This window comes from Bacillus andreraoultii (assembly GCF_001244735.1).
GTDB lineage: Bacteria > Bacillota > Bacilli > Bacillales > Caldibacillaceae > Caldifermentibacillus > Caldifermentibacillus andreraoultii.
Genome location: NZ_LN868937.1, coordinates 73153 through 77334, shown reverse-complemented (window position 1 = coordinate 77334; position 4182 = coordinate 73153). Strand labels below are relative to the sequence as shown.

At 36.6% G+C, this 4182-nt stretch carries 5 protein-coding genes; all 5 read right to left on the bottom strand.

Annotated features, from left to right (window positions below):
* Positions 1 to 378, bottom strand: a 378-nt coding sequence (locus tag BN2144_RS05880) for a Dps family protein (RefSeq protein WP_033827368.1), incomplete at its 3' end; no start/stop codon positions are given.
* An 84-nt stretch (positions 379 to 462) separates the two neighbouring features.
* Positions 463 to 696 (bottom strand): heavy-metal-associated domain-containing protein, encoded by a 234-nt coding sequence (locus BN2144_RS05875; protein ID WP_033827365.1) that lies wholly within the window; start codon positions 694 to 696, stop codon positions 463 to 465.
* Between the two features lie 193 nt (positions 697 to 889).
* Positions 890 to 2743: a heavy metal translocating P-type ATPase gene (locus BN2144_RS05870; protein WP_033827367.1), complete on the bottom strand. Its 1854-nt coding sequence runs from the start codon at positions 2741 to 2743 to the stop codon at positions 890 to 892.
* A gap of 459 nt (positions 2744 to 3202) precedes the next feature.
* Positions 3203 to 3766: a Dps family protein gene (locus BN2144_RS05865; protein ID WP_033827366.1), complete on the bottom strand. Its 564-nt coding sequence runs from the start codon at positions 3764 to 3766 to the stop codon at positions 3203 to 3205.
* Positions 3767 to 3850: 84 nt separating this feature from the next.
* Complete coding sequence (locus BN2144_RS05860) at positions 3851 to 4084, bottom strand: heavy-metal-associated domain-containing protein (protein WP_033827365.1); 234 nt, start codon at positions 4082 to 4084, stop codon at positions 3851 to 3853.
* Between the last annotated feature and the right edge of the window lie 98 nt (positions 4085 to 4182).

The window sequence follows — 4182 nt, the reverse complement described above, 5'->3', positions numbered from 1 at the left end:
TCTGAAATCTTCAATTACATTTTCAACCATTTCTTCCGCTTTCAAATACTTGTCAGCAGGGTCTTCCGAAAGCATAGAATACTTTTCAAATTCAGTAGTTGTAGAAGCTGGCTTATGACCGGAAGCAATTAGGCGTTCTGCAATTTTATCGAACCACTCTTCATTTGTGTTGTACAGTTCATTCAATTTGTCATGGATACTGAAGAAATGCGGTCCTTTCACATACCAATGATACTGATGTAACTTTACATGCATTGTATGGATATTGCCTAAAATATGATCTGCGATGGCTGCTGCATTAATTTTTGTATGGTGCACGTGTTCTTTGTGTTTTTGCTCTTCTTGCAGTCTTTCTTGTGGTGTTTTGTCTTGTACCATGTTTCTTTTCCTCCCTATTATTTTAACTATTTGTTGCCATTATTACTAAACATACATTGGATCAACTTCAATATTAATTGTACCTTAGGCTACTTTTACCTTTGATTTGATGACTGGGTAGCCTAGGTCTTTAATTGCCTTTTCAATCTTTTCGATGTCTATCGTTTCGGAATCAAAATCTACTTTCACTTTACTTGCATTGAATAATACTTTTAAGCTATCTTGATTAACCCCGTTTAATCCTTTCACCGCATTTTCAATCTTTTGCATACAAGATGGACAAGATAATGTTTCTAATTGAATAACTGCTTTTTGCATGAATTATTTCTCCTTTCGTCTTATCTTTGATTTTTTTGTTTTCCCTCTTCTTCTTTACAATTTAAGTATAGCTCAGGTTCAACGAAATGAAATTGACGCAAATCAAGTTTTAAGAAAAAAGTAGGGGAGTATTTTGTTCTTCCTACCTGAATACTTCCCCTTTATCATTCATCAAGACCGCTTTCTATTAAAATTATCCTCTCAACCGGTATCGAAGCAATCTCATACCATTCAAGATGACTACTAAGATACTTGCTTCGTGAACCAACATCCCGATTGACATATTCATCCATTCACTAAATAGTAGGCTGGCAAGTAAGACTAATACCACACCAACTGCTATGGTAATGTTCTGTTTCATGTTTCTTGAAGTTGATTTTGTTAAGCCTAATGCGTGTGGTAAACGACTAAAGTCAGAATTCATTAAAACGACATCCGATGTTTCAATTGCAACATCTGTTCCACTTCCCATGGCGATTCCGATATCCGCTAAGGCTAATGAAGGACTATCATTCACTCCGTCACCGACAAAGGCAATGATTTGGCCTTTTGCTTGCATTTTTTCAATATATGTGGATTTTCCTTCTGGAAGCATATGACCGTGTGCTTCTGTTAATCCAAGTTCTCGAGCAACTAAATCTACGGTTCCCTGATTATCACCGGAAAGGACGACAAGATTTTTCACACCAAGTTTTTTCAAGTTTTGTAAGTCTTGTTTCACACCTGGGCGAATTTGATCTCGAATGCCCATCAGAACGTGTAATACCCCGTCAACTGCTGTAAGGACAAGGGAGTTCCCATTTTGTTCAAAGCGTTCCACATCTTTTTTGACCTTTTCATTTAATACGACATTTTCTTTTTCCATTAAAGCTACATTACCAACTGCGATACGGTGACCATCTACTGTTGCGACAATCCCGCCACCTTTCACCACTTCCGTTTCTTCTACAGTGGAAAAGTTCGTCTCACCAATATCTTGTAGGACTGCTTTTGCTAATGGGTGATCTGATTCACGTTCAACACTTGCCAAAAACCTTAGAACTTCTTTTGTATTCTCTCCATAAAATTCCTTTTCTGCTACTTCTGGGTTTCCTATTGTCAATGTTCCTGTTTTATCAAAAACAATCGTGTCTACTTTACTGAAATCATTGATGACTTCACTTCCCTTTAAAAGGACGCCATTTCGTGCACCATTTCCAATTCCGGAAACGTTGGATACAGGGACACCGATGACTAATGCTCCTGGACATCCTAAAACAAGAACAGTGATAGCGAGTTCCACATTTTGCGAAAACAGCCAAACAATAATACCAAGGACTAAAACGGCTGGTGTATAGTATTTGGAAAATCGATCAATGAAACGTTCTGCTTCTGATTTCGAATCCTGCGCCTCTTCTACCAATTCGATAATGCGACCAAATGTCGTATCTTCCCCAACACGGTCAGCTTGGATTTGAATCGTTCCATTTTCCAAAATGGTTCCAGCGAAAACTTCCGAACCCTTTAATTTACTTACTGGTAGAGCCTCACCTGTTATACTTGCTTCATTAATATGACCAACACCCTCCAGTACCGTTCCATCTACAGGCACTTTTGCACCAGTTTTCACTAATAATATGTCGCCTTCATCTACATCATCCACTTCAACTTCTTCAAATTCCCCATTGTCCATTTGTTTCAAAGCACTTTCTGGTGCCAATTCTATTAATTCTTTAATGGCAGATCGTGTTTTGTTTAAGGTACGTTGTTCTAAATAAGAACCAAATAAGAACAAGAAAGTAACGATGGCTGATTCTTCATAGTTTTGAATTAACACAGCACCAATTACAGCAATAGTGACTAAAACATCAATACTGACGACCTTCACTTTTAATGCTTGATACGCTTGTATTGCAATCGGTGCGATTCCAAGAATGGACGCAATAATGAGCGACCAGTTGAAAATGAACATACTTTCTAAACCAAAATGACCAAAGAATCCAAGAACAATTAAAATGGCACTGATTAATGTAATCTGATTTTTTTTGCCTAATATAAATCTCTGCATGTTGTTTCCCTCCACATTTCACCTTTTCTTTTGTTGTTGACTCTAGTATAGGATAATTATTGATAATGGTAATTGACTGTGGTCAAGTTTTAAAAATCATTTTTTAAAAGAGTGGATCATAACAAAACTAGTGGGGCAGAATTAACCGAAGAGTGACCAGGCACCAAGAAACTAAATAAATATAGACTTTGTGAACGATTATACTTAAACTAACTGGCAGGATTATTGAATTAGATTATTGAATATATTGTAAAAGAGGAGATATTGTAAAAATACTCAGAACAAGCTGTAGTTGAATGTGCGGAAATCATAGCTGAATTAATATTTTATTTTTTTGGAGGATAAAAATGAAATTAGAGAAGTATCAAAAAGCAGCCCCTCTCATCATGAGAGGGGCTGCAAAAAATTATTGTTGATGTCTAACACAATGACTGGTACCCCCGGCTACGAAAGGAAGATTTACTCTTCGTCGTCATCCTCGTCAAAATCATCGTCGTCTTCTAATGCTTCTTTGCCAAGATAGGCCTGCAGCATCCAGATATTTTCATCCAAATAACTTTTGAAAACAATCAGTGTATCTTCAAATGCATCATCGCCTTCTTCTTGTGCCAAATGGATCGCGCGAACGGTTAAGCCGCGGGTGCTTCTGAAATCTTCAATTACATTTTCAACCATTTCTTCCGCTTTCAAATACTTGTCAGCAGGGTCTTCCGAAAGCATAGAATACTTTTCAAATTCAGTAGTTGTAGAAGCTGGCTTATGACCGGAAGCAATTAGGCGTTCTGCAATTTTATCGAACCACTCTTCATTTGTGTTGTACAGTTCATTCAATTTGTCATGGATACTGAAGAAATGCGGTCCTTTCACATACCAATGATACTGATGTAACTTTACATGCATTGTATGGATATTGCCTAAAATATGATCTGCGATGGCTGCTGCATTAATTTTTGTATGGTGCACGTGTTCTTTGTGTTTTTGCTCTTCTTGCAGTCTTTCTTGTGGTGTTTTGTCTTGTACCATGTTTCTTTTCCTCCCTATTATTTTAACTATTTGTTGCCATTATTACTAAACATACATTGGATCAACTTCAATATTAATTGTACCTTAGGCTACTTTTACCTTTGATTTGATGACTGGGTAGCCTAGGTCTTTAATTGCCTTTTCAATCTTTTCGATGTCTATCGTTTCGGAATCAAAATCTACTTTCACTTTACTTGCATTGAATAATACTTTTAAGCTATCTTGATTAACCCCGTTTAATCCTTTCACCGCATTTTCAATCTTTTGCATACAAGATGGACAAGATAATGTTTCTAATTGAATAACTGCTTTTTGCATGAATTATTTCTCCTTTCATCTTATCTTTGATTTTTTTGTTTTCCCTCTTCTTCTTTACAATTTAAGTATAGCTCAGGTTCAACGAAATGAAATTGACG

What these genes read in the sequence shown, in the direction of transcription:
- BN2144_RS05875 (WP_033827365.1), bottom strand. Translation starts at nt 696, where the DNA reads ATGCAAAAAGCAGTTATTCAATTAGAAACATTATCTTGTCCATCTTGT.
- BN2144_RS05870 (WP_033827367.1), bottom strand. Translation starts at nt 2,743, where the DNA reads ATGCAGAGATTTATATTAGGCAAAAAAAATCAGATTACATTAATCAGT.
- BN2144_RS05865 (WP_033827366.1), bottom strand. Translation starts at nt 3,766, where the DNA reads ATGGTACAAGACAAAACACCACAAGAAAGACTGCAAGAAGAGCAAAAA.
- BN2144_RS05860 (WP_033827365.1), bottom strand. Translation starts at nt 4,084, where the DNA reads ATGCAAAAAGCAGTTATTCAATTAGAAACATTATCTTGTCCATCTTGT.